21 protein-coding genes and 3 tRNA genes are annotated in these 24844 nt (G+C 41.5%); all 24 read left to right on the plus strand.

Annotated elements, in window-relative coordinates; translation table 11 throughout:
- Positions 1-8: 8 nt before the first annotated feature.
- A complete protein-coding gene (locus ACTNB8_RS01730; protein WP_441051772.1) occupies positions 9-779 on the plus strand; it encodes an amino acid ABC transporter ATP-binding protein in 771 nt (256 codons plus the stop codon).
- Positions 780-947: 168 nt separating this feature from the next.
- Positions 948-2381 carry an adenylosuccinate lyase gene (gene purB, locus ACTNB8_RS01735; protein ID WP_441051773.1) on the plus strand — a complete coding sequence of 478 codons (1434 nt, stop codon included), beginning with the start codon at positions 948-950 and terminating at the stop codon, positions 2379-2381.
- Positions 2382-2503: 122 nt separating this feature from the next.
- The gene (locus tag ACTNB8_RS01740) at positions 2504-3784 is read left to right on the plus strand and encodes an adenylosuccinate synthase (RefSeq protein WP_441051775.1); all 1281 of its coding nucleotides are present in this window, start codon (positions 2504-2506) and stop codon (positions 3782-3784) included.
- Positions 3785-3862: 78 nt separating this feature from the next.
- The gene (locus ACTNB8_RS01745; protein WP_441051776.1) at positions 3863-4681 is read left to right on the plus strand and encodes an HAD family hydrolase; all 819 of its coding nucleotides are present in this window, start codon (positions 3863-3865) and stop codon (positions 4679-4681) included.
- A gap of 73 nt (positions 4682-4754) precedes the next feature.
- Positions 4755-5264, plus strand: a complete 510-nt coding sequence (locus ACTNB8_RS01750; protein WP_441051777.1) for an SEC-C metal-binding domain-containing protein — start codon at positions 4755-4757, stop codon at positions 5262-5264.
- Entirely contained in the window at positions 5264-5746 is a 483-nt protein-coding gene (locus tag ACTNB8_RS01755; protein ID WP_441051779.1) for a YdcF family protein, read from the plus strand. The genes ACTNB8_RS01750 and ACTNB8_RS01755 overlap by 1 nt, the downstream gene beginning before the upstream one ends.
- A gap of 121 nt (positions 5747-5867) precedes the next feature.
- Positions 5868-5940: transfer RNA gene (locus ACTNB8_RS01760), tRNA-Val, on the plus strand.
- A gap of 7 nt (positions 5941-5947) precedes the next feature.
- Positions 5948-6021 (plus strand) — tRNA-Met (locus tag ACTNB8_RS01765).
- 24 nt (positions 6022-6045) lie between these two features.
- Positions 6046-6119: transfer RNA gene (locus ACTNB8_RS01770), tRNA-Met, on the plus strand.
- Between the two features lie 196 nt (positions 6120-6315).
- Positions 6316-7599, plus strand: a complete 1284-nt coding sequence (locus ACTNB8_RS01775; protein WP_441051781.1) for a leucine-rich repeat domain-containing protein — start codon at positions 6316-6318, stop codon at positions 7597-7599.
- Positions 7600-7784: 185 nt separating this feature from the next.
- On the plus strand, positions 7785-8684 hold the full coding sequence (locus ACTNB8_RS01780) for a diacylglycerol/lipid kinase family protein (RefSeq protein ID WP_441051782.1): 900 nt from the start codon (positions 7785-7787) through the stop codon (positions 8682-8684).
- Between the two features lie 29 nt (positions 8685-8713).
- The gene (locus tag ACTNB8_RS01785; protein WP_441051785.1) at positions 8714-10828 is read left to right on the plus strand and encodes a glutamine synthetase III family protein; all 2115 of its coding nucleotides are present in this window, start codon (positions 8714-8716) and stop codon (positions 10826-10828) included.
- A 17-nt stretch (positions 10829-10845) separates the two neighbouring features.
- A complete protein-coding gene (locus tag ACTNB8_RS01790; RefSeq protein WP_441051787.1) occupies positions 10846-11763 on the plus strand; it encodes an AAA family ATPase in 918 nt (305 codons plus the stop codon).
- Positions 11756-13552: a cobaltochelatase CobT-related protein gene (locus tag ACTNB8_RS01795; protein ID WP_441051789.1), complete on the plus strand. Its 1797-nt coding sequence runs from the start codon at positions 11756-11758 to the stop codon at positions 13550-13552. Before ACTNB8_RS01790 ends, ACTNB8_RS01795 begins: the two co-directional genes overlap by 8 nt.
- A 162-nt stretch (positions 13553-13714) precedes the next feature.
- Complete coding sequence (locus ACTNB8_RS01800) at positions 13715-15610, plus strand: OPT family oligopeptide transporter (protein ID WP_441051791.1); 1896 nt, start codon at positions 13715-13717, stop codon at positions 15608-15610.
- Positions 15610-15978 carry a PqqD family protein gene (locus ACTNB8_RS01805; protein ID WP_441051793.1) on the plus strand — a complete coding sequence of 123 codons (369 nt, stop codon included), beginning with the start codon at positions 15610-15612 and terminating at the stop codon, positions 15976-15978. Before ACTNB8_RS01800 ends, ACTNB8_RS01805 begins: the two co-directional genes overlap by 1 nt.
- Positions 15979-16079: 101 nt before the next feature.
- A complete protein-coding gene (locus ACTNB8_RS01810) occupies positions 16080-16943 on the plus strand; it encodes a YitT family protein (RefSeq protein ID WP_441051794.1) in 864 nt (287 codons plus the stop codon).
- Positions 16944-17086: 143 nt separating this feature from the next.
- Positions 17087-18175, plus strand: a complete 1089-nt coding sequence (locus tag ACTNB8_RS01815; protein WP_441051797.1) for a PucR family transcriptional regulator — start codon at positions 17087-17089, stop codon at positions 18173-18175.
- 194 nt (positions 18176-18369) lie between these two features.
- Positions 18370-19053 carry a cell division ATP-binding protein FtsE gene (ftsE, locus tag ACTNB8_RS01820; RefSeq protein ID WP_296155990.1) on the plus strand — a complete coding sequence of 228 codons (684 nt, stop codon included), beginning with the start codon at positions 18370-18372 and terminating at the stop codon, positions 19051-19053.
- The gene (ftsX, locus tag ACTNB8_RS01825) at positions 19043-19948 is read left to right on the plus strand and encodes a permease-like cell division protein FtsX (RefSeq protein ID WP_441051800.1); all 906 of its coding nucleotides are present in this window, start codon (positions 19043-19045) and stop codon (positions 19946-19948) included. Before ftsE ends, ftsX begins: the two co-directional genes overlap by 11 nt.
- 156 nt (positions 19949-20104) lie before the next feature.
- A complete protein-coding gene (locus ACTNB8_RS01830) occupies positions 20105-21277 on the plus strand; it encodes a S41 family peptidase (RefSeq protein ID WP_441051802.1) in 1173 nt (390 codons plus the stop codon).
- Positions 21278-21425: 148 nt separating this feature from the next.
- Positions 21426-22295: a DegV family protein gene (locus tag ACTNB8_RS01835; RefSeq protein ID WP_441051803.1), complete on the plus strand. Its 870-nt coding sequence runs from the start codon at positions 21426-21428 to the stop codon at positions 22293-22295.
- A gap of 124 nt (positions 22296-22419) precedes the next feature.
- On the plus strand, positions 22420-23736 hold the full coding sequence (locus tag ACTNB8_RS01840) for a fibronectin type III domain-containing protein (RefSeq protein ID WP_441051804.1): 1317 nt from the start codon (positions 22420-22422) through the stop codon (positions 23734-23736).
- Positions 23737-23877: 141 nt separating this feature from the next.
- Entirely contained in the window at positions 23878-24843 is a 966-nt protein-coding gene (locus ACTNB8_RS01845) for a hypothetical protein (protein ID WP_441051806.1), read from the plus strand.
- Position 24844: the final 1 nt, after the last annotated feature.

Genomic DNA, 24844 nt, shown 5'->3' on the forward strand with positions numbered 1-24844 from the left:
GGACTGAGATGAGTACAAATCTTCTTGAAATGAATCATATTAAAAAGGAATTTGACGGACTCCAGGTTCTGAAAGATGTCTCCATTCAGGTAAAAGAGGGGGAGATTGTTTCAATTATTGGTCCTTCCGGTTCCGGAAAATCAACTCTTCTCCGCTGTGCAACATTACTTACGATGATCGACGGCGGCGAGATCAGCTATATGGGAAAGAAAACAGTATGGGAGGAAAACGGCAGGATTACAGTTCCGAAGAAAGCCCAGTTGAAGGAAATTCAGTCATGTTTCGGTCTTGTTTTCCAGAATTTTAATCTGTTTCCACATTATTCCGTAATGAAAAATATAACGGATGCACCGATTCATGTACAGAAAAGAAATAAAGATGAAGTTTACAAAGAGGCAAGAGAACTTCTGAAAAAGATGGGGCTTGAAGATAAAGAAGATGCATATCCGTATCAGTTGTCAGGCGGCCAGTGTCAGCGGGTTGCCATTGCACGGGCTCTGGCACTGAATCCGAAGATTCTGTTCTTTGATGAGCCAACTTCTGCACTTGACCCGGAGCTTACAGGAGAAGTTCTTCGTGTCATAAAGTCCCTTGCAGATCTTCATATTACAATGGTGATCGTTACACATGAGATGAATTTTGCAAAAGATATCTCAGACAGGGTTATTTTTATGGACAAAGGTGTTATTGCTGTTGAAGGTACACCACAGGAGGTATTTTCATCAGATAATGCACGAATGAAAGAATTCCTTGGTAAATTTCATCAGGGTACAGAATAAAATGATTGCTTTTACAGTAGCGATGTTATATAATTTCAGCGTAAAGACAGGAAATTGTTACTGTTCAGTATGAGCAGTAACAGTTTTTTGTGCGGTAAATTTGTGTCTGAGAAATCAGACAGAAGATACCGTAACATGTTAATCCATTGAGATGATAGGAGTAAATACATGAGTACAGACAGATATGTAAGTCCCCTTTCAGAGCGTTATGCAAGCAAAGAAATGCAGTATATCTTTTCTCCGGATATGAAATTCCGTACATGGAGAAGATTATGGATCGCTCTGGCTGAAACAGAAAAAGAACTTGGCCTGAATATCACTCAGGAACAGATCGATGAACTGAAAGCTCACAAAGACGATATCAATTATGATGTCGCAAAGGAAAGAGAGCGTCAGGTCCGTCATGATGTTATGTCCCATGTGTACGCATATGGTGTACAGTGCCCGAAAGCAAAAGGTATTATCCATCTGGGTGCAACATCCTGCTATGTAGGTGATAATACAGATATTATCGTTATGGCAGAAGCACTGAAACTGGTTCAGAAGAAACTGGTAAATGTTCTTGCAGAACTGTCAAAATTCGCAGATAAATATAAAGATCAGCCAACACTGGCATTCACACACTTCCAGCCTGCACAGCCTACAACAGTAGGTAAACGTGCAACTCTGTGGACACAGGAATTCCTGATGGATCTGGAAGATCTGGAATATGTGCTTGGAACACTGAAACTTCTTGGCTCCAAGGGAACTACAGGAACACAGGCAAGCTTCCTTGAACTTTTTGAGGGTGATCAGGAAACCATAGACAAGATCGATCCGATGATCGCAGAAAAAATGGGATTCAAAAACTGTTATCCTGTATCTGGACAGACTTATTCACGTAAGGTTGATACAAGAGTACTGAATGTTCTTGCAGGAATCGCAGCAAGCGCACACAAAATGTCAAATGATATCCGTCTTCTTCAGCATCTGAAAGAAGTCGAGGAGCCATTTGAAAAATCCCAGATCGGTTCTTCAGCAATGGCATATAAGAGAAATCCGATGAGAAGTGAACGTATCGCATCTCTTTCCAGATATGTCATGATCGATGCACTGAATCCGGCGATCACATCCGCTACACAGTGGTTTGAAAGAACCCTTGATGATTCCGCAAACAAACGTCTCAGCATTCCGGAAGGCTTCCTTGCAATCGACGGAATTCTTGATCTCTGTCTGAATGTGGTAGACGGACTTGTAGTATATCCGAAAGTTATCGAGAAACATATGATGGCTGAACTTCCGTTTATGGCAACTGAAAATATCATGATGGATGCAGTTAAAGCTGGTGGAGACCGTCAGGAACTTCACGAACGTATCCGTGAGCTTTCCATGGAAGCAGGACGTACCGTGAAGGTAGAAGGAAAGGATAATAACCTTCTTGAACTGATTGCGGCTGACCCGGCATTCAATCTGACAATTGATGAACTGCGTAAATCTATGGAGCCGTCCAGATATGTGGGAAGAGCAAAGGAACAGACGGAAACATTCCTTGCAAAGACTGTTCAGCCGGTTCTTGACGCACACAAGGACATGCTTGGTATTAAAGCTGAAATAAACGTATGATACCAGGACTGTGAGAGTACAAAGTGTGGAACAATCCGTAGGTATCATAAAATATTGTTAGAGTTGGGGGTATCCCCAACATCATTGTAACAGATCAAAGAAACACAAGGAGGAAAAGTGTTATGATCAAAGCAGTAGTAGGAGCTAACTGGGGAGATGAGGGAAAAGGTAAGATCACTGATATGCTTGCCCAGGAAGCAGATATTATCGTAAGATTCCAGGGAGGAGCAAACGCAGGTCATACAATCGTAAATGATTATGGTAAATTTGCATTGCATACCCTTCCGTCCGGTGTATTTTATAATCATACAACAAGTGTTATCGGAAATGGTGTTGCGCTGAATATCCCTCTATTCTTTAAAGAGTATAACGAAGTAGTAAGCAGAGGAGTTCCGGCTCCGAAGATCATGATTTCTGACAGAGCACAGATGGTTATGCCATATCACATTCTGTTTGATCAGTATGAAGAGGAGAGACTGGGAGGTAGATCCTTCGGGTCTACCAAATCAGGTATCGCACCTTTTTATTCTGACAAATATGCAAAAATCGGCTTCCAGGTAAACGAACTTTTCCATGATGAAGCTCTGAGAGAAAAAGTTGAGCGTGTTGTTGAAACAAAGAATGTTCTTCTTGAGCATCTGTATCATAAACCGCTTCTTGATCCAAACGAAGTTTATGATGAACTGATGAAATACAGAGAAATGGTAGCACCTTATGTTGGCGATGTATCCCTGTTTCTGTGGAATGCACTGAAAGAAGGCAAAGAAATTCTTCTCGAAGGTCAGCTTGGTTCCCTGAAAGATCCAGACCATGGTATTTATCCAATGGTTACATCTTCTTCAACACTGGCTGCTTATGGTGCAATCGGTGCAGGTGTGCCTCCATATGAGATCAAGAAGATCATCACTGTCTGCAAAGCATACTCAAGTGCTGTAGGAGCAGGAGCCTTTGTTTCTGAAATCTTTGGAGAAGAAGCTGATGAACTCAGAAGACGTGGCGGTGACGGTGGAGAATACGGCGCAACTACAGGTCGTCCGAGACGTATGGGCTGGTTTGACTGTGTTGCTTCCAAGTACGGCTGCCGTATGCAGGGTACTACAGATGTTGCATTTACAGTACTGGATGTTCTGGGATATCTTGATGAGATTCCGGTATGCACAGGCTATGAGATTGATGGAAAAGTAACTACTGAATTCCCGACAACAGGACTTCTTGAGAAAGCAAAACCGGTTCTGGAAGTACTTCCGGGCTGGAAAACTGATATCCGCGGAATTAAGAAATACGAAGATCTTCCGGAAAACTGCCGTAAGTATGTAGAATTCGTTGAAGAACACATCGGATTCCCGATCACAATGGTTTCCAACGGACCGGGACGTAACGATATCATTTATAGAAATAAATAATGCTGTTAAAATTTCAGAATCAGATCAGGCGCCGGGGAGTTTTTCTCCGGCGTGATTTGTATAACGAAAGGAGACATTATGAAAAACTGGAAACGCTATGGAGCGATCATTGGCATTATTTTTCTTCTGGCAGTGGCAGCACTTCCGATGTACTTTGCACTGAAGGGTGATTTTTCGCAGAATATGTTTATGGCTTCCATCTTTGCAATGCTGTTTGTTGCTGTTATGGCATATGCCATATGGATGCTGTATCGTTATCTCAATAAAAATAAAAAGCCGTCTGGAGAAAGTAAAGGTATTCGTAATGTTATTTTTGATGTTGGCTGTGTATTAGTTGATTTTGACTGGAAGTCTTATGTGGATAAGTTTGATTTTTCTGAAGAAAAAAGAAATCGGATTGTAAATGCCACATTCAAAAGTCCTGTATGGGACGAAAGAGACAGGGGACTTTATGATGAGGAAGAGTATGTAAGACAGTGTGTGGAACTTGCACCTGAATATGAGAGTGATATCAGGGAAGTAATGAGAAGGACTCCTGAGTGTATCCACAGAATGCCATATGCGGAAACCTGGGTCAAATATCTCAAAAGCAGGGGATATAATCTTTACATTCTTTCAAATTACAGCCATTATATGGTGGAGAAAAACAAAAAAGAAATGCCGTTCCTAAAGTATATGGATGGTGTGATATTCTCATGTGACGTAAATATGCTCAAACCGGAGCATCAGATTTATGAAAATCTTCTGGAGACATTTGGACTGAAGGCAGATGAATGTGTATTTATTGATGACAGGGAAGAAAACTGCCAGGGTGCCAGAGATGTGGGGATTCAGGCAATCCAGTTTACTGGTTTCAAGCAGGTGACAGCAGAGCTTGAAAAAATGGGAGTAAAATAAAAACTGTTTGTGTTTTATACTGAAAGATGTTATAATGGGTCGCAGGTAAACTTTTTGAAAAGAGGATAAAATAATGAGTGAAAAGACAATCTTAGAGCAGTGGCGTGAAATTGCTTACAATCAGCAGGCAGACCGCAATCAGCTCCAGAGATTCTGGGCAAACTATTTTAATATTGAAAAAGGAATCTATGAGCAGCTTCTTTCCAATCCGGATGAAGTTGTAAGCGGCACAGTTAAAGAACTGGCTGATAAATACGGGCAGGAAATTCTGACTATGGTTGGTTTCCTTGACGGAATCAATGACAGTCTTAAGATTCCGAATCCGATCGAGACAATGGACGAGAATACAAAAGTTACACTTGCATTCGATAAAGAACTTCTTTACAAGAATATGGTAGATGCAAAAGCTGACTGGCTGTATGAATTGCCACAGTGGAATGACATCTTTACAGAAGAGAAACGTAAAGAACTCTATATGGAACAGAAAAAATCCGGTACAGTTGTAAAACCGCACAAAATCGGTCGTAATGATCCCTGTCCTTGCGGAAGCGGAAAAAAATACAAATACTGCTGCGGAAGATAATGAAAGTTCCGCAAAATCTGGATTATATTATCGTACTGGGTGCCCATGTGGACGGCAGACGGTTGACATTAGCCCTTCTGGAAAGAACCAGGAGGGCTTTTGAATATCTGAAAGATAATCCGGAGACACGGGCTGTTTTATCCGGTGGACAGGGACATGGAGAACAGATGAGCGAAGCACGTGCCATGTATGGATATCTGACAGAACATGGAATTGACGGAGAAAGGCTGATTCTTGAGGAAGAGTCAACCAGTACCAGTGAAAATCTTGCATTCAGCATGAAATTGATCGGGAATGAGAAAGCGTCTGTAGGAGTAGTTACCAATAATTTTCATGTATTCCGTGGAGTGGCCATAGGCAGAAAATGCGGTTTCCAAAACATATATCCGATACCTTCCAGATACCGTTCATGGAGACTGCTGATTTATATTCCAAGGGAAATACTTGCAATAATAAAAGACAAAATTGTTGGAAATTTATAAAAAATACAAAAAATAATATCCCGAAAAATAAAAAAAGTGTTGACACGTGGAATTATACATAGTATACTAACGTAGTCGGTTGTGAGAAGCCATCTGAAGAAGCTTTTCATGATTGATAAATGGGGTCTTAGCTCAGCTGGGAGAGCATCTGCCTTACAAGCAGAGGGTCACAGGTTCGAGCCCTGTAGGCCCCATTCATATGGCGAGATAGCTCAGTTGGCTAGAGCACACGGTTCATACCCGTGGTGTCGAGGGTTCGAATCCCCCTCTCGCTACTTTTTATCTTTATAATTTCATATGGCGAGATAGCTCAGTTGGCTAGAGCACACGGTTCATACCCGTGGTGTCGAGGGTTCGAATCCCCCTCTCGCTACTTAATCCTCTGAATATTTCAGAGGATTTTTTTATAGGAAATTACTTTGTAATGTTCTGATAAAGCAAAAAATGCTCCGTGAGAATGCGACCAGATGCATTTGGAATATGTCCGCTTTGTTCTATTAAAGATTATTATTGCGGGGCTGAGTATGTTCATGTATAATTAAAAAAAACATAAAAAGAGGTACAGGCGTATGAAAATTAAAAAAATTACAGCCCTTGGTCTTTCTGCACTGATGGCAGCGAGTCTTTTGGGGGGCAACGTTTTTGCAGCTGATTTTACAGACCAGGAGGTTGTAGCTGAAGCGGCAGGTGATTACGATTATTCAGCCCAGTATTACAAGGGAGTTTACTATTCATGGGGATTGAATGAAGCCGGTGACGGAGTAATACTTAGAACTGCATGGTCTGATGCAAAATTTCCAGAAGTGGTGGAGATTCCTGCAACCAGAATAGTAGATGGAAAAGAATATCCGGTGAAGGAGCTTGCAGCCAATCTGTTTGAGTTTAAGGAATTGAAAAAGGTTGTCATGCCGGATACAATAACAACATTATGGGCAGGAGCGTTTGCTGAGTGTAAAAAACTGGAAAGTGTTGTGTTTTCTAAAAATCTGAAAATAATGTATGATAGTTCTTTTTTGAACTGTACAAGTCTGAAAAGTATCGTTCTTCCGGATCGTCTGGAAGAAGTGGGTATAAGTGTTTTTAGGGGGTGCAGTTCTCTTTCCAGTGTGACGTTTGGAAAGGGACCGTTGTATCTGAATCTGTATTCATTTAAGGACTGTACAGCTCTGAAGAAAATTACAATACCGCGAAATGTTGACAGAATTTTTTCGTGGGCATTCGATGGCGACAAGCTGACTATCTATGGATACAAAGGAACGAGAGCAGAGTCATATGCGAAGAACAACGATGGGATTGAATTTGTCGCACTTGACGGTAAGAGCGGAAGTTCTACAGCTATTAAAGGTGTTACAATCAAGGCCTCCAATAAAACTATGACAGCCAGTGCTTCAAAATCTCAGACATGGACGATCGGTGCAAAGGCTTCCAATGGCGGAAAGCTTTCTTATAAGAGCAGCAGTTCCAAGGTTAAGGTATCATCAGCCGGTAAAGTAACGGTTCCGAAAAAATTTGCCGGTAAAGTAAAGATTACGATCAAAACAGGAAAAGTATCAAAGACAGTTACTCTTACTGTGAAAAAAGCAGCCAATCCGCTGAAGGTACTTACCAAAAACCAGAAGATCAAAGCCTCAGCAGTAAAGAAAAAAGCAAAAACCTTTACAGTCAAAACCGCTAAAGCAAAGGGAAAAGTTTCATACAGATCCTCGAATTCCAAATACGTGAAAGTATCTGCCAAAGGAAAGGTTACTGTTAAGAAAGGAACCCCGGCAGGTAAATATAAGATCACTGTAACTGCAAAGGGAAAGGGAATCTACGGCAAGAAATCCAAAACACTTACAGTCACTGTAAAATAAAAAGCATACAGAAATAAGCACGTCGCGGCAATAATCCAGAATCGTTGCCGCGACTTTTATGTATAAACGGTATCACCAAAAAATTTGGGACAGGCAGTACAAAAATTTGCATCTAGGAATTTTGGCGATTTTGTTGTATGATATTACATGCACATGAAACAAAAACAGAAAGGGGATTTCAGACCGTGGGAAAAAAAATGCTTTTTGTTTTTAATCCCAAAGCAGGGAAGGGAAAAATTAAAACACACCTTCTGGATATCATAGATATATTCAGCAGCCATGAGTATGAGATTATCGTGCATGCCACGCAGGCTTCAAAAGATGCGTATCAGAAAGCAAAGGAATATGCGGATACGGTAGATCTGATCGTCTGCAGCGGAGGAGATGGAACCCTTGATGAGGTCGTGACCGGAATTATGGAACAGAAGAGTCAGGTACCTATCGGATATATTCCGGCCGGAAGTACCAATGATTTTGCAAACAGTCTGTTCATGCCGAAGAATATGGTAAAGGCGGCCGAGATGATTATGGAAGAGGAACTTTATCACTGTGATATTGGACGATTTAATAATCAGACGTTTGCATATGTTGCAGCATTTGGCCTTTTTACAGATGTTTCTTATGAAACAGATCAGGATCTGAAGAATGTTCTGGGACATGTTGCATACCTTCTGGAAGGCGTAAAACGTCTTTTTGATATAAAATCTTACCATATGAAAGTTACATCAGATGAGCTTGAGGTGGAAGATGATTTTATAGTGGGAATGATTACTAATTCCCGGTCTGTAGGTGGATTTAAGAACCTCACAGGCAAAAACGTAGACATGAACGACGGACTTTTTGAAGTGACACTGATCGTATGTCCAAAAAATCCACTGGAATTACAGGAGATCATGACAGCGCTTCTAATGGCAGAAGATAATACAGATCTTGTTCATTCTTTTAAGACAAGTAAGATCACGATTGAATCAGAAGAAGCTGTGCCGTGGACTCTCGATGGAGAGTTTGGCGGAGATCAGACACTTGTGGAAATAGAAAACCGTCATAAAGCAATGAATCTTTATCTGAAAAGTACCAGAAAATAATCATAAACCATACATAAAGGAGAAAGAGAATGTCAGATTATGTGAATGTGACAGAACTTTTTGGATGCGATGTATTCAATGATTCTGTTATGCAGGAGAGACTTCCGAAGAAAGTTTACAAAGAGCTGAAAAAGACAATTGAAGAAGGCAAGGAACTTTCCATGGAGGTTGCAGATGTAGTTGCTCATGAAATGAAAGAATGGGCAATCGAAAAAGGAGCAACACATTACAGTCACTGGTTTCAGCCTCTGACCGGTGTAACAGCCGAGAAACATGATGCATTTATCACAGCACCGAGAGAAGACGGAAAAGTTCTGATGAGTTTTTCAGGAAAAGAACTCATCAAGGGCGAGCCGGATGCTTCATCATTCCCGTCAGGAGGACTCCGCGCAACTTTTGAAGCGAGAGGATATACTACATGGGACTGCACATCACCGGCATTTGTACGTCATGATGCAGCAGGTGGAATACTCTGTATTCCGACAGCCTTCTGTTCATATACAGGAGAAGCACTGGATCAGAAAACTCCTCTTCTTCGTTCAATGGAAGCAATTAATACACAGGCATTGAGACTTCTGCGTCTGTTTGGAAATACTACTTCCAAAAGAGTTACACCGTCAGTAGGTGCAGAACAGGAATACTTTCTTATTGATAAAGAAAAATGGCTTCAGCGTAAAGACCTGACATACACAGGAAGAACTCTTTTCGGTGCAATGCCTCCGAAAGGCCAGGAAATGGATGACCATTATCTGGGAACAATACGTCAGAGAATTTCCGCATATATGAAAGAAGTAAATGAAGAGTGCTGGAAGCTTGGTGTAACTGCAAAGACACAGCACAATGAAGTAGCACCTGCACAGCATGAACTGGCACCTATTTACGCACCGGTAAATATTGCAGCTGACCATAATCAGATCATGATGCGTATCCTGAAAAAAGTCGCAAGCCGTCACGGAATGCGCTGCCTGCTTCATGAGAAACCATTTGCAGGAGTTAACGGTTCCGGTAAACATAATAACTGGTCTCTGACAACTGACGACGGAATCAATCTCCTTGATCCAGGCAAAACACCACATGAGAACATTCAGTTCCTCCTGGTACTCACCTGTATCCTGAAAGCAGTAGATACACATGCGGATCTGCTCCGTGAATCAGCAGCGGATGTTGGAAATGACCAGCGTCTGGGTGGTAATGAAGCACCGCCGGCAGTTATTTCCGTATTCCTTGGTGAACAGCTTGGAGATGTTCTGGATCAGCTGATCAGTACAGGTACAGCTACCCACAGTAAGAAGGGAAGCATTCTGGAAACAGGTGTTAAGACACTGCCTGATTTTATGAAAGATGCAACAGACAGAAACCGTACATCACCGTTTGCATTTACCGGCAATAAATTTGAATTCCGTATGGTAGGTTCCAGGGATTCTATTTCTGAATGTAATGTTGTACTGAATACGATTGCAGCAGAAGTATTCAAGGAAGCATGTGACCGCCTTGAAAAAGCTGAAGACTTTGATATGGCGGTTCATGATCTTATCAAGGAATATGCTATTGATCATCAGCGTATTGTATTCAATGGTAACGGCTATGCACCGGAATGGGCAGAAGAAGCAAAGAGAAGAGGACTTCCAAATCTTCCATCCATGGTAGATGCGATTCCGGCACTTACAACTGAAAAGGCAGTAAATCTGTTTGAGAAATTCCATGTATTTACCAAAGCTGAACTGGAATCACGTGCAGAAATCCAGTATGAGATCTATGCAAAAGCTATTAATATAGAAGCAAAAACCATGATCGATATTGCAACCAAACAGATCATTCCGGCAGTGATCAGATATACTACAGTGCTGGCAGATTCCATCAATGCAGTAAAAGCAGCCGGAGTAACTGAGGTAAGTGTTCAGGCTGAACTTCTCAAGAAATGCTCTGCTCTTTTAAAAGAAACAAACGAAGCTATGCATACTCTTTCTGCACTGGTAGAGAAAGTACCGGAGGTTGCAGAAGGAAGAGAACGTGCAGTATATTGCAGAGAACAGGTTGTAAAAGCAATGGACGCTCTTCGTAAACCGGTTGACGAACTGGAAATGCTTGTGGACAAGTCTATGTGGCCAATGCCATCTTACGGAGATCTTATTTTTGAAGTATAATCTGAGGTAGAATAAATATGAATGAACTGAAATTTCTGGAAGAACAGGGAGTTTCTCCTGTTTTTATCAAACAAGTCGAAAATTTTCGCTCAGAATTTCCGGTTCCTGAAGAAGTGGCAGGAAGAGTAATTCGTCCTGCCATTCCTTTTTATGGAAAGGATATTCTGGAAATGGCGATCGCAGCACTTTTGCAGGGACAGAATCTTCTTCTGACAGGTCCGAAAGCAACTGGAAAAAATATTCTCGCAGAAAATCTTGCATATATTTTTAACCGGCCTTCTTATAATATTTCTTTCCATGTTAATACAAACAGTGGAGATCTGATAGGAACAGATACTTTTGAGGACAATGAAGTTAAACTGCGTAAGGGAAGTATTTATCGTTGCGCAGAATACGGTGGTTTCGGAATCCTGGACGAAATTAACATGGCAAAGAACGATGCGGTCTCAGTGCTTCATGCAACGCTGGATTACAGACGTTCCATTGATGTACCGGGATATGACAAGATCGATCTTCATCCTGCGACAAGATTTATCGGAACTATGAACTATGGATATGCAGGAACAAAAGAACTGAATGAGGCGCTGGTATCCAGATTTCTTGTGATCGAAATGCCGGCACAGACGGAGGAAACTCTTGGATTTATTTTCAGGGAAATGTTTCCGGATGCAAAACAGAAAGCTGTAGAACAGTTTATAGGAGTTTTTCTTGACCTTCAGCTAAAGGCATTGAACAGTGAAATTTCAACAAAGGCACTTGATCTGAGGGGACTTCTGGCGGCGATGAAGATTGTTGATACAGGACTTTCGCCGAGAAAAGCTGTACAGATGGGTGTGGTGAATAAGACTTTTGATGTTTTTGAAAAAGAAATCGTTGAAGATGTTGTTTCTACACGAATTCCGGAAGAATGGACAAGAGAAGACGTATATGAATAAAAATACAGAAGATATGCATTTGGATGATCAGCGTCTTGAACTGGAAAACCGTATAAAAAACCTGCTCTGGACAGTAAGCGGTGATTATACCCTGGAAATGAAACCTGATATTTCACTGTTTCTCAGATCAAAATCAATTGCTCTTTATGACGGGATCAAGCAGGGGGCTTTTGCAAGATACTATGACAAAAACCTTATGGGACTGTACCTTGTAAAGAAGATTTTTCTTCAGGCAGGGGAGTATGAACTGACATCAGTGGCACAGCTGTGTATAGAAGAGGCAATTGGTGAAAAAATATGTGCAGAACGGCCGGGTGTCAAAAAAATCCAGAGGCAGACTTATGAAGATATTCTGGATCAGGAATTTGAAAAAATGCCCTCACAGAATGATCTTCTGGGGAGATTTAAAGTTTCAGTACTGAGAAATCGTCTGTCCGAAAGTGAACATCAGGTAGAAAAAAAGATGCAGCCGTTTATGGAGCTGATCGCAGAAGCCGGCAGAGCAGAAGATACCATGGGACTGATCCGTGCAGTAGACAGACTGTATAATACACTGATCGATCCCTCTTTTGAGACAGTTCATGGAAACCTTGAACGGGTTATGGCAGTAACGATGGAGGAGCTTACGGAATTTTCGTGGGAGGATTTTCTGTCAGAGGAAATGTACGAAGAAGCTCTCGAAAGTTATGTGGAACAGCTGACAGGAAATATGACAGGACTTGAGAATACTTCTGTCACGGAAGAGATGGAAAAAAAGCGTGAAGTAAAGCGTAAGGTTACAGTCGTAACTCCGGAAATGCTGGAAAAAGCCTATACTTATGTGGAACTGAACTATGGCCGGACATATCTTACAGAAGCGGAAGAAAAGAGAATCAATTATCTGATGTGCAGAGGCGTCCATGGAGACTGCAGCCTGTATTTTACAGAGGGAATCCTTAAAAATCCGGCAAAGAGAAACTATCAGTATGAATATGCAAAGAGGCTGAAAAATAAAAATATCTGGCTGTACCATGAAAAACACAGAATTGTCAAGCGAAATATTGCTGTTCTTACGGATGCACTGCGAAAATCGCTGGTTTTGCGTAAAGAAACGCAGACGGTTCTGGCAGATCGTGGAAATATTGTTCCTTCCAGATTATGGAGAATCGGCAGGACGAAAGATGCAAAAGTTTTTCAGCAGGAGGTAAAGGGGGAAGCGTCGGAGTTTGTTGTTGATGTGTTGATAGATGCAAGTGGTTCACAGATGAGCAGGCAGGGAGAAGTTGCACTGCAGGCGTATATTATCAGCGAGGCACTGAGTAATGTGGACATTCCACACAGAGTCATGAGTTTCTGTACTTTCTGGGACTATACGATACTTCATCGGTTTCGGGAATATGACGATTCGAGGAGTGAAAACGAAAACATTTTCAATTATGTAACTTCTTCCAATAACAGGGACGGACTTGCCATAAAGACAGCAGGGTACAGTCTCCTTCAGAGAGAGGAAGACAAAAAGATTCTGATCGTACTCAGCGACGGAAAACCGTATGATGTGATCGTAAACAGGCCGAATGCCAGAAATCCCCAGCCTTATCAGGGGAAGACAGCCATTGCAGATACAGCTACAGAAGTGCGGCGCTTACGTAATCTTGAAGTAAGCGTTCTCGGGGTGTTTGCAGGAGAAGAAAAAGATCTTGCAACTGAGAAAAAAATATTCGGTAAAGATTTTGCTTATATCAGAGATATCAGAGGCTTTTCGAGAATTGTCGGACGATATCTCACAAAACAGCTGGAAGTCAATGAATAATTATGCATTATATACAAAAACTGTAAAATCTTAACAGGGAAAATGTAAAAAAAGATAAAGAAATTATTTAAAATATAACAAAGTAAGCTTGATTAATCAATAAATGTCGGCTATAATAAGTACTCAGGTTAATGGACCAAAAAATTAAGGGAGAGGAAATCAATGAACGAAAAAGAGTTCAAACCGTATATTCCGGCTGAAAAAATCACACCGGAAATGACGGCAACATCCGTGATCATGGGTGTTATCCTTGCGATTGTCTTTGGTGCAGCCAATGCTTACCTGGGACTTCGTGTTGGTATGACTGTTTCTGCATCTATTCCTGCAGCAGTTATTTCCATGGGTGTTATCCGCGTGATCATGAAGAAAAACTCCATTCTGGAGAGCAATATGGTACAGACTATCGGTTCTGCCGGTGAGTCTCTCGCAGCTGGTGCCATCTTTACAATGCCTGCACTTTTCCTGTGGGCAGAAGAGGGTCTCTGTGACAAACCGAGTCTCGTAGAGATCACTCTGATCGCACTCTGCGGTGGTATCCTTGGTGTTCTTTTCATGGTACCACTTCGTAACGCTCTGATCGTAAAAGAGCATGCAACACTTCTCTATCCTGAAGGAACTGCCTGTGCAGATGTTCTTCTTGCAGGTGAAGAAGGTGGATCAAACGCTTCCACAGTATTTTCCGGTATGGGACTTGCAGCTGTATTTAAATTTGTCGTAGATGGCCTGAAAGTTATCCCGGCAGACGTTTCTGCAGCATTTAAGTCATTCAAGGGAGAAATCGGTATGGAAGTATATCCGGCACTTCTTGGTGTTGGTTATATCGTAGGACCTCGTATCGCATCTTTCATGTTTGTAGGTTCCATCGTTGGATGGATGGTTATCATTCCTCTGATCTGTCTGTTTGGACCAGATACATGGCTGTATCCGGCAGATCCTGGAGTTACTATTTCCCAGCTTTATGCAGCTGGCGGAGCAGCAGCAATCTGGAGCAAATATGTTAAATACATCGGTGCAGGCGCTATCGCAACTGGCGGTATCATTTCTCTGATCAAATCCATGCCTCTTATTATCACTACATTCCGTGATTCTATGAAGAGCATGAAGGGCGGTTCCGTAAAAGGAACAGCAAGAACTGACAGAGACCTTCCGATGAACTTTATTCTGATCGGTATCGTTGCAATGGTAGTTATTATCTGGGCTGTACCGGCTATCCCGGTTAATCCGCTCGGAGCTTTACTTATCGTAATCTTCGGATTTTTCTTTGCAACTGTATCTTCCCGTATGGTAGGTATGATCGGAAGCTCCAACAACCCGGTATCCGGTATGGCTATCGCTACACTTCTGATTTCAACAATTGTTATCAAAGGAAGCGGACAGACTGGAATTGACGGAATGAAAGCAGCAATTGCTATTGGTTCTGTTATATGTATCATTGCAGCTATTGCAGGTGATACTTCTCAGGACCTTAAGACAGGATATCTTCTTGGTGCAACTCCGAAGTCCCAGCAGATCGGTGAGCTCATCGGTGTTGTTGCTTCCGGTCTTGCAATCGGTGGTGTCCTTTATCTTCTGGATGCAGCATGGGGATACGGCGGAGCAGAAGTTCCGGCACCACAGGCTGGTCTTATGAAGATGATCGTTGAGGGTATCATGGGAGGAAACCTTCCATGGGCACTGGTATTTATCGGTGTGTTCCTTGCGATTGGTATGGAAATCTTAAGAATTCCGGTAATGCCTTTTGCAATCGGTCTTTATCTTCCAATTTACCTGAACGCAACTATCATGATCGGTGGTGTTGTTCGTATGTTCATGGATGGAAGAAAGAACGTTGATGAAAAAACCAAGAATGATCAGGTTACAGACGGTACTCTGTACTGTGCCGGTATGATCGCCGGTGAAGGTCTGGTTGGTATTGCTCTTGCAATCCTTGCAGTTGCAGGCATCAGCTTGGATGTATCCGGAGCAGTCAACTTTGGTAATATCGGTGGTGTTGTTCTCATGGTAATCATGATCCTGACACTGCTGAAATTCTCCTTATGGAAAAAGAAAAAAGCCTGATGAAGAAAAAAAATGATAAAAAAATGGATGTGAATTACCTGGATCTTACGCCGGTAAAGGCGCAGGACCTTCGATGGCACAAAGACATCAAGGACAGGGTAATCCTGGAAGTAGAGAATACAGGAGCGTTTAATACGATTGCTCAGAAAATTTTTAACAAGCCTCGGTTTACCAAGGTCCATCTGGACAGTCAGGGCAGTTTTATCTGGCCGCTGATTGACGGAGAAAAAACCGTTGCTGATATAGCAGTTCTGGTGAAAGAGCAGTTTGGCGAAGCAGCAGAGCCGTTATACCCAAGAATTATCAAATACTTTCAGATAGTAGAGAGCTACCATTTTATCAGGTTTGAGAATAAAACAGCCAAATAGGGAAAAATAAGAGCGGGAAGCGACGTCAGTCGTCTCCCGTTCTTTTAGAATACTGGAAACTTTATTGAGATGAAGCACTACAAAGACAGAAAGGAAAAATTATGAAACTGACTGGAAAGAAACCCTGGTATCTTGAATATTTGCTGATCATTGTGGGAACAGGACTGATGGGAACTGCGATAACTTCCTGCTTTGATGCAGCGGGAATGGTTACGGGAGGTTTTTCCGGTATAGCTATTCTTGTAAAAGCCTGGACAAAAGGTATTTATGGTAACGGGATCCCGCTCTGGATCACAAATATTGTATTGAATCTTCCTCTCTTTATTTTAGCAACAAAAGTAAAAGGTTTTAAATTTGTAAAAAAAGCACTTTTTGGTGACTGTATGCTGACTTTCTGGCTTGCAGTTCTTCCGGCGTGGAGACTGTCAGAAGATATGCTTCTGGTGGCTCTTTATGGAGGAATCCTTCAGGGCGTTGGGATAGGAATGGTTTTTCTTGGTGGCGGGACCACCGGTGGAACGGATATGGTGGCAGCAATTATACAGAAATATCTGAATCACTATTCTATAGCTCAGATCATGCAGTTTATAGATGGTGCGATCGTCATTGTAGGTATGTATGTATTTGGTGTGGAAAGAGCACTTTATGCTATCATAGCAGTTTATCTGGTTACAAAAGTTTCGGATGGAATTATTGAAGGTCTTAAATTTTCTAAATCTGTGTATATCATAACAGAAAAACCAGAAGAAATTTCTGAAATGGTAATGAATGACCTGGATCGTGGAATTACAGGTGTTTCAGCAAAAGGTATGTACTCTGGAGAGGATAAACTGATGCTTTTCTGTGTAGTAGGAAAGAAAGAACTGGTGCAGCTGAAAGAGAAAATCGATGAAATTGACCCGGCTGCATTTGTGATCGTGGGGGACGCACGTGAGGTTCATGGGGAAGGCTTTATAGAAAAATAGCAAAAATACACAAAAATCTGTAAAATTAATAAGTTTTCCTCTTTCATTTTTGGTCATTTTGTATTAAAATAGATTTCATCTATAGGAATATTGTGGGGTAAAAAGAAGAAAAAACGCGATAAAGCGGGAAGGGATGTAAGCAGATGATATCAAATCAGGTACTTCAGAATACACTGGAAGGTTTGAAGGAAATCTCCAGGACAGAATTCTGCATTATTGACACAGAGGGAAAGGTGCTTGCCACAACTTTTTCAGATTTTTCTATCCAGCCGGGAGATATTCAGGCATTTGTGGAGTCTCAGGCAGACAGCCAGCTGGTAAAAGGTTTTCAGTATTTTAAGGTATGTGATGACTATCAACTGGAATATATTCTGGTTGCTCACGGAGATGATGAGGATACTTATATGGTAGGCAAGCTTGCTGCTTTTCAGATCCAGAATCTTATAGTTGCATATAAGGAGCGCTTTGACAAAGACAGTTTCATCAAAAACCTGCTTCTTGACAACCTGTTGCTGGTTGATATTTATAATCGTGCAAAGAAACTGCACATTGATGCGGATGTCCGCAGAGTTGTAATGATCCTGGAACTTCAGCAGGAAAAAGATCACAGTTCCATGGAGAGTGTTAAGAGCTTTTTCGGTGGAAAGAGCAAAGATTTCATTACAGCGGTAGACGAGAAGAGTATTATCATTGTAAAAGAACTGGAAGATGGGGAAGGATATGCGGATATGGATAAACTTGCCCATGCAATTCTTGATACACTGGGTCTGAACCAGAACGGGGATACACATATTGCATATGGTACCATTGTAAATGAACTGAAAGAAGTCTCACGTTCTTATAAAGAAGCAAGAATGGCACTGGATGTCGGCAAGATCTTCTTTGGAGACAAGGACGTTATCGCATATAGTTCACTGGGTATCGGACGTCTTATTTATCAGCTTCCGATTCCTCTCTGCAAAATGTTTATCAAGGAGATTTTTGAGAACAAATCACCGGATGATTTCGATGAGGAAACACTGGTTACAATCGATAAATTCTTTGAAAATAGCCTGAATGTTTCAGAAACTTCCAGACAGCTTTATATTCACAGAAATACTCTGGTTTATCGTCTGGACAAGCTGCAGAAGAGCACAGGTCTCGATCTTCGTGTATTTGAAGATGCCATCACATTCAAGATAGGACTGATGGTTGTAAGATATATGAAGTACATGGAAACACTGGAATACTAATGCTGTAGCCAGAAACATACAAAAATGAAATTTTCGTGAACTTAAAAAAAAAGGTTGCATTCTGGGAGAATATATGTTACAACAATGTTACAAAAACATTAAATTAAAAACCGAAGAATGCAGAAATTTGCTGTCGGGGATTCTGACAGCATTTTTCTTGTCATGTATTATAGAATAGTGGGAGGAATCTGAAAATGATCGACCTGATTGATGTAAGCAAGTCTTATGGCAAAGGCCTTCCGGCCGTAAACCATGCAAACTTACATGTTGATAAAGGTGAATTTGTATTTGTTGTGGGAAGCAGCGGATCCGGAAAATCAACTCTGATCAAGCTTCTTATGAAAGAACTGGACAGTACGGGCGGCCAGATGATTGTCAGTGGTGAGAGACTTGAAAAAATGAAACACCGCCGTGTTGCAAAATACCGCAGAAAACTGGGAGTTGTATTCCAGGACTTCCGTCTTCTGAAAGACCGCAATGTTTATGAAAACGTTGCTTTTGCACAGCGTGTCATTGGAAGACCTACACGTGTGATCCGTAAACGTGTACCGGAAGTGCTTCAGGAGGTAGGACTGGCAGAGAAATATAAATCTTTTCCTGATGAACTGTCAGGTGGAGAACAGCAGAGAGTTGCACTTGCCAGAGCTCTTGTAAACCGTCCGGATATTCTTCTGGCAGATGAACCTACCGGAAACCTTGATCCTAAGACTTCTGAAGAGATTATGAAACTTCTGGAACAGATCAACGAACGTGGTACAACAGTGCTGGTAGTAACCCATAACAAAGAAATCGTAAATGCCATGAAAAAGCGTGTTGTAACCATGCATGATGGTGTTATTGTAAGCGATGAGAAAGAAGGAGGATATCATGAGGCCTAGTACAATCTGGTATACTCTGAAACAGGGTATCAAAAATATCAGGAGAAACTGGATGTTTTCCCTTGCATCGATCATTACTATGGCAGCCTGTATTTTTCTGGTTGGTGTTTTTTATTCGATCGTAAACAATGTAGATAATATTGCACACAAAGTAGAACAGGAAGTTCCTGTGACTGTGTTTTTTAATGAGGGAACGACTCAGGAACAGATAGATGCGGTTGAAAATCTGATCAAAGCCCGGCCGGAAGTTGAAAACGTAGAGTTTGAGTCTGCTGATGATGCATGGCAGAAGTTCAAAGATCAGTATTTCCAGGGCTCCGATGCAGCAGAAGGTTTCAAAGATGACAATCCGCTTGTGAATTCTGCAAACCTTCAGGTATATATGAATCAGATCGAAAAGCAGAGCGAACTTGTTGCATATATTCAGGGACTGGATAATGTAAGAGAGGTAAATCAGTCTGAAAAAGCAGCGAATACACTGGGAAGCTTCAACAAACTGGTTTCCTATGCGTCAATCATTATCATTGTCATCTTGATCCTTATTTCAATTTTCCTTATCAGCAATACTATTTCTGTAGGTATTTCAGTACGTAAGGAAGAAATTGGTATTATGAAATTTATTGGTGCGACAGACGGTTTTGTAAGAGCACCTTTTGTACTCGAGGGTATGGTACTGGGCATCATTGGTGCTGCAATTCCGCTGACAGTTCTGTACTTCCTGTACAATACTGCTGTGGAATATATTCTTACGAAATTTAATGTACTTACAGGTGTGGTTGATTTTATCCCTGTAATGCAGATTTACAGAACACTTCTTCCGATCGGTCTTGCACTTGGAATCGGAATCGGTCTGGTAGGAAGTTTCTGGACAACCAGAAAACATTTAAGAGTATAACGACAGACTATAAATATGTGGTATAATGCTGACAGAGTAAAAAGTGGCATTATACCGCATATTTTTTTATAACAGGAAATTACTCCGTAATGTTCCTGTTACATAAAAATGTGAGGGTGCTGAACAGTTACGAATAGAAGCGGGAAAGGTATAAATATGAAACACAGGGAATATGTAAAGGGCGTAGTTACAGGAGTCGTGATAACAGCAGTGGCAGCAGTGGGAATCAATTATGCAGAAGGTTATCTGAACGGGGGTGTTCTGGCAGATCAGTCCCATGTGAGAAAGATCGAGTATCTTGAAAAACTGATCGATCAGGATTACCTTGGAGAAAAAGACGAAGATAAACTGGCAGAAGGTATCTATGCAGGACTTCTCTATGGACTGGGGGATGTGTATTCCCGGTATTATACGGCGGATGAATATGAACAGGAAACATCTTCAACAGATGGAGCTTATGTCGGAATTGGTATTTCCATGGAAAAAAACAAAGAGGGCGGCGTAAGAGTTGTCGAATGTTATGAAGGTGGTCCGGGAGAAAAAGCCGGACTTAAGATAGATGATGTGATCAGTGCCATAGATGGCGAAGATATAACAGATAAAGAACTTTCCGATGTGGTGAATATGATACGTAAAAGTGGAAAAGACAGTGTAGTTCTGACTGTGCACAGAGATGGTGAGGAAAATGCGCTGGAAATTGAAACAGAGATCTCAGATGTGGATCTGCCATCGGTGTTTGAAGAAATGCTGGACGATAATGCGGGGTACATCAGAATCACAGAATTTAAAGGAAATACCCCGGAAAACTATCTGGATGCTTTTGACAGTCTTAAAGAAAGGGGAATGGATAAGCTGGTCATTGATCTTCGGGATAATCCTGGCGGACTTCTGACTTCTGTGTGTGAGATCCTGAATCATGTACTTCCGGAAGGACTGATCGTTTATACGGAGGATAAATACGGGAACAGAGAAGAAGAGACTTCCGAGGGCAAAGATCCGCTGGAAATTCCGCTGGCAGTGCTTGTAAATGAAAACAGTGCCAGTGCGTCAGAGATTTTTGCAGGTGCAGTGCAGGATTATGGAATTGGAAAGATCGTAGGTACAACCACATATGGCAAAGGGGTAGTGCAGTCCATACGTCAGCTCAGCGATGGAAGTGCTGTGAAGCTTACGGTTTCAAATTATTATACACCAAACGGAAATTCTATTAATAAAGTAGGAATCCAGCCGGATGTGGAAGTGAAACTTGATTCTGAACTTCTGAATCAGGATGAGATATCGCATGATGAAGATAATCAGCTTCAGGCTGCACTGGATACACTTAAATAAATCCATTTCGGCTGGAAGATTTTTATGGTGGACAAGGACGTGATATGGTATGATAAATAAAAGCTGCCTGAGCGTCAGGACAGCGGTTATAAAGTAGATGCAGAGCAGTATCAGGTCAGATGATGCTGGAGTCGGAAAGGATATAATTATGAGAGAATATGTGATCACAACAGACAACAATGCAGATCTTCCAGACAGTTTTTATGAAAAACATGGAATAGGCTGTACCTGGTTCAGTTATACAATGGAGGGAAAACATTACTCCCACGAAAATTTCATGCCGGTAGGAGAATTTTACAGAAAAATGCGGGAGGGATCTATGCCGACTACTGCACAGGTGAATCCGGCTGAGGTAAGGAATCTGTTTGAGCCTTATCTGAAGGAAGGAAAAGATATTCTTCACATTGCTTTTTCTTCAGGGTTAAGCGGAACTTATAACAGCTGCAGGATTGCGGCAGAAGAACTGAAAGAAGAATATCCGGAGCGAAAGATTATTGTAAAAGATTCTCTGGCAGCATCTCTTGGACAGGGACTTCTGGTCTATCTGGCACAGAAGAGGAAAGAATCAGGAGAAGATATGGAAGCAGTGGCTGACTGGGTGGAGAATAACAGGAAACATATCGTACATCTCTTTACGGTGGATGACCTGAATCATCTGTATCGGGGAGGAAGAGTATCCAGGACAACTGCTGTTCTTGGCGGTATGCTGAATATCAAACCGATCCTTCATGTAGATGATGCCGGTAAACTTATTCCGATAGGCAAAGTGCGTGGACGGAAAAAATCACTTCTTGAACTTGTGGATCAGATGGATAAGAAAATCGGCAGTTACCGTGAGAAATGTGACACGATCTTTATCAGTCACGGGGACTGCCTGAAAGAGGCGGAATATCTTGCATCAAAAGTAAAAGAAAAATATTCCATAAAAACAGTCCTTATCAATCATGTAGGTGCTGTCATTGGTGCCCATTCAGGACCAGGTACAATGGCACTGTTTTTCGTGGGTGATGTGAGATAAATAGTCATCACGCAAAGTAATACAAAATTAATAAAATTAAAAAAAATGTAAAAAATGTTTGATTTTTTCAAAGTTTTTTCTTAAAATGTTAGTATTGCAATGAAACTCAGGAAAGGACGGTTTTATGAAAAAAGAAAGCATATCAAAAACAGGAACGATGTTTGTTATGGCGTTGCTGATGATGGCAATGGTATTTGCAGCAAAAGTTCCGGTAAATGCAGCTTCTTCTATAAAAAATGCGACTGTGACAGTACAGAGAAAGGGTTCAGGAACCAATTCACTGTCTATCAGGTGGAAAAAGATTTCTTCTGCACGGGGGTATATCGTTTACCGGAGAGCAGAAGGTGAGAAAAAATATAAAAGAATCGCATCTGTGAGTTCAGGCAGAAACTACTATGCGGACAGAGGTCTTAAGAGCGGCAAGATATACCGTTACAGGGTGCTGGCCTACAGAACAGAAAAAGGCAAAAGAGTTTACAGTAAATATAAAACACTGGAAATTGCTACACGTCCTGCGCAGATTCGTAAAGTTACAGTGACAGCTCTATCAGGAAGCAAAGTAAAGGTACACTGGCTGCGGAGAAAGAATGCAGATGGATACAGAATCTACCGTAAACCAAACGGAGGCAACTGGGAACTTGTAAATGATGTTCCGAGCAGTCCGCTGACATTTATTGATGCAACAGCATCACCAAAGACGAAATACGTATATGCAGTGCGCGCATACAGGAAGGCCGGAAATGTAAAATACCTCAGCGAGATGAAAAAAAGCGCAAAGATCAAGACAACCGGAAAATCTGCTCCTGTCAGTAATTCAGCATTTAATTCCTATCAGAAGGATGTCATGAAGAAAATTCTTTATGCTGTAGAAACAGGTGGACAGATATATGGAAATCAGCGTTATGATGATTTCACTGAAGCATATACAAACAGCAGTGCGGAACATGCGATTACGATCGGTGCAGGTCAGTGGTATGCAACAGAGGCACAGAGACTTCTGAAACTGATACACAGTACTATGGGAGAAGATGTTTACAAACAGTATGATCCTAAGGGATATGTGTGGAAAGATGTGCAGAATAAAAACTGGTCTACATACAAACTTAAGAAAAATGCCAACAGGGCGAAGATCATCGTTAAACTGATCTCTTCACCAATCGGTATTAAATGTCAGGACCAGCTGATGTATCAGCAGATTGATGAATTTGAAGCTGAGATCCGTAAATTGGGCGTTACTGATATTCAGGCAGTAGGCATGTTTATCAATTTCCGTCATCAGGGCGGCTATGGAGCTGTGACACGTATTCTTAAGAAAACCGCGAAACCATATAATCTTGTTAATGTTTATAAGGCAATAGAGTCTGATACAGGAAATCAGGTAGGAACATATAAGACGAGACAGGCAAAGGTATATAACTGGCTGCTTACTTATATGAAATAATGAAATATATGCAGGCTGATCTCTTCGGAGAGCAGCCTGTTTTTTGTAATAGGAAATTACTCTGTATTGCGAAAAAACAGAAGTGCGTGATATAATGATGAAAATAAAAAACTCTCCCTGACGGGGGGAAGGAGATAGAAAATGATTCTGACAGAAGATAAAACCTACACCATGTCTCTGGAACTGGAAGACGGGAAAAACGACAGTGGTCTTACAAATAATTCAATAGAACTTGCATTTACAAACAAGGAACTTCTTCATGCAATGCTTACCTGCAGTATGCCAATACAGAGGCTGACCTTTCCGTACATGGAGAAACGGAGAATGGAAGTTCTGCAGAAGCTGTTTATGATAGAGAGTGCACTGGAAGCGGAAGGAGACAGACTGAAAAAATCCAAAAGCATAGCATATCTGGATTCTTCTGAAAAAAGTCTTATTTCATATTATATGGGGATGTTTTTTACAAAACTGATCAGTGGCAGGCTTTTTGACGTAGAGTATCTCTCCAATCTTAATATGATCAGAAAAGAAGATGGAAGCGGATATATCGACTTTTTTAACAGTGAGTGGCGACCGGAAATGATCGGTTATAATTTTTCTACAGACAGATGGAGTGTGTGGGAGGCAAAAGGCGGAAGTAACAAAAGAGAGCAGGCACTGAAAAAGGGTGCTGATCAGCTGAGTCATATCGGACTTGTCAATGGTGCAGTACCGGATCCTTCTGCTGTCTGTATGACTTATTATGATCACAGTTATCTTTGTGCAGTAGTGAGAGAACCGCAGAAAAAAGACGGAGAACCGTTGAAATTCAGCCATGAGGAATTTTTCCGCTCATATTACAGAACTGTGTGCGAACTGTTTCAGGATCGGGGAGCAGGTCTTTATTTTCATAACGGAAACGCAGAGATTTCTCTGACAGTACCGTATTTTCCGCAGGAGAACAGAGAACCTGAAGAGCGCTGTATCCGTGTGGGAATGCCGGGAGTGTTGCTGCAGTACCTTATGAATGAGGACTATAAGGCAGTAGAAGATCTGTTCAGGAACAATAAAGAGTTCAGTTGTCCGGCAGACAGTTACATGGGAACAGACGGAATATACATCAGGTAAA

The sequence above is a fragment of the Blautia sp. HCP28S3_G10 genome (assembly GCF_052065235.1).
Classification (GTDB): domain Bacteria; phylum Bacillota; class Clostridia; order Lachnospirales; family Lachnospiraceae; genus Blautia_A.

Excerpts from the sequence above, each read along its gene's own strand:
- ACTNB8_RS01730 (WP_441051772.1), top strand. The coding sequence starts at position 9 with ATGAGTACAAATCTTCTTGAAATGAATCATATTAAAAAGGAATTTGAC.
- purB (WP_441051773.1), top strand. The coding sequence starts at position 948 with ATGAGTACAGACAGATATGTAAGTCCCCTTTCAGAGCGTTATGCAAGC.
- ACTNB8_RS01740 (WP_441051775.1), top strand. The coding sequence starts at position 2,504 with ATGATCAAAGCAGTAGTAGGAGCTAACTGGGGAGATGAGGGAAAAGGT.
- ACTNB8_RS01745 (WP_441051776.1), top strand. The coding sequence starts at position 3,863 with ATGAAAAACTGGAAACGCTATGGAGCGATCATTGGCATTATTTTTCTT.
- ACTNB8_RS01750 (WP_441051777.1), top strand. The coding sequence starts at position 4,755 with ATGAGTGAAAAGACAATCTTAGAGCAGTGGCGTGAAATTGCTTACAAT.
- ACTNB8_RS01755 (WP_441051779.1), top strand. The coding sequence starts at position 5,264 with ATGAAAGTTCCGCAAAATCTGGATTATATTATCGTACTGGGTGCCCAT.
- ACTNB8_RS01775 (WP_441051781.1), top strand. The coding sequence starts at position 6,316 with ATGAAAATTAAAAAAATTACAGCCCTTGGTCTTTCTGCACTGATGGCA.
- ACTNB8_RS01785 (WP_441051785.1), top strand. The coding sequence starts at position 8,714 with ATGTCAGATTATGTGAATGTGACAGAACTTTTTGGATGCGATGTATTC.
- ACTNB8_RS01790 (WP_441051787.1), top strand. The coding sequence starts at position 10,846 with ATGAATGAACTGAAATTTCTGGAAGAACAGGGAGTTTCTCCTGTTTTT.
- ACTNB8_RS01795 (WP_441051789.1), top strand. The coding sequence starts at position 11,756 with ATGAATAAAAATACAGAAGATATGCATTTGGATGATCAGCGTCTTGAA.
- ACTNB8_RS01800 (WP_441051791.1), top strand. The coding sequence starts at position 13,715 with ATGAACGAAAAAGAGTTCAAACCGTATATTCCGGCTGAAAAAATCACA.
- ACTNB8_RS01805 (WP_441051793.1), top strand. The coding sequence starts at position 15,610 with ATGAAGAAAAAAAATGATAAAAAAATGGATGTGAATTACCTGGATCTT.
- ACTNB8_RS01810 (WP_441051794.1), top strand. The coding sequence starts at position 16,080 with ATGAAACTGACTGGAAAGAAACCCTGGTATCTTGAATATTTGCTGATC.
- ACTNB8_RS01815 (WP_441051797.1), top strand. The coding sequence starts at position 17,087 with ATGATATCAAATCAGGTACTTCAGAATACACTGGAAGGTTTGAAGGAA.
- ftsE (WP_296155990.1), top strand. The coding sequence starts at position 18,370 with ATGATCGACCTGATTGATGTAAGCAAGTCTTATGGCAAAGGCCTTCCG.
- ftsX (WP_441051800.1), top strand. The coding sequence starts at position 19,043 with ATGAGGCCTAGTACAATCTGGTATACTCTGAAACAGGGTATCAAAAAT.
- ACTNB8_RS01830 (WP_441051802.1), top strand. The coding sequence starts at position 20,105 with ATGAAACACAGGGAATATGTAAAGGGCGTAGTTACAGGAGTCGTGATA.
- ACTNB8_RS01835 (WP_441051803.1), top strand. The coding sequence starts at position 21,426 with ATGAGAGAATATGTGATCACAACAGACAACAATGCAGATCTTCCAGAC.
- ACTNB8_RS01840 (WP_441051804.1), top strand. The coding sequence starts at position 22,420 with ATGAAAAAAGAAAGCATATCAAAAACAGGAACGATGTTTGTTATGGCG.
- ACTNB8_RS01845 (WP_441051806.1), top strand. The coding sequence starts at position 23,878 with ATGATTCTGACAGAAGATAAAACCTACACCATGTCTCTGGAACTGGAA.